Annotated in this window: 1 protein-coding gene; it reads right to left on the bottom strand. The window is 49.2% G+C overall.

Annotation, left to right across the window (positions count from 1 at the left end; translation table 11 throughout):
• Nucleotides 1–248: AMP-binding protein (locus KVT11_RS21675; RefSeq protein ID WP_217609193.1), on the bottom strand; the 248-nt coding region annotated here is incomplete at both ends.

The raw sequence follows: 248 nt of genomic DNA, 5'->3' as shown, positions 1-248 counted from the left end.
TCCCCGCCTGTCAGTAAGTAACGGAGAGAATGATTGTCCATCGACATAAACTGCTCACATAGCTGTGTTGGCAGGAATGCAATGGTGATGCCTTCGTGATTAAAATACGAATTGAGCTTGATCATATCGAGGCGAATCGCTTCATCGATGATATGGAGCTCTGCGCCGGCGATCCACGTCGGGAACATCTCCCAAATGGAGGCATCAAAGCCAAAGCCGGCATATTTGGCGGTTCGGTCTTGTTTCGT

It is taken from the genome of Bacillus sp. GbtcB10 (assembly GCF_019091365.1).
In the GTDB taxonomy this organism is placed as follows: domain Bacteria; phylum Bacillota; class Bacilli; order Bacillales; family Bacillaceae; genus Bacillus; species Bacillus altitudinis.
The sequence above is the reverse complement of the archived record's forward strand: the minus strand, read 5'-3'. Positions and strand labels throughout refer to the sequence as shown.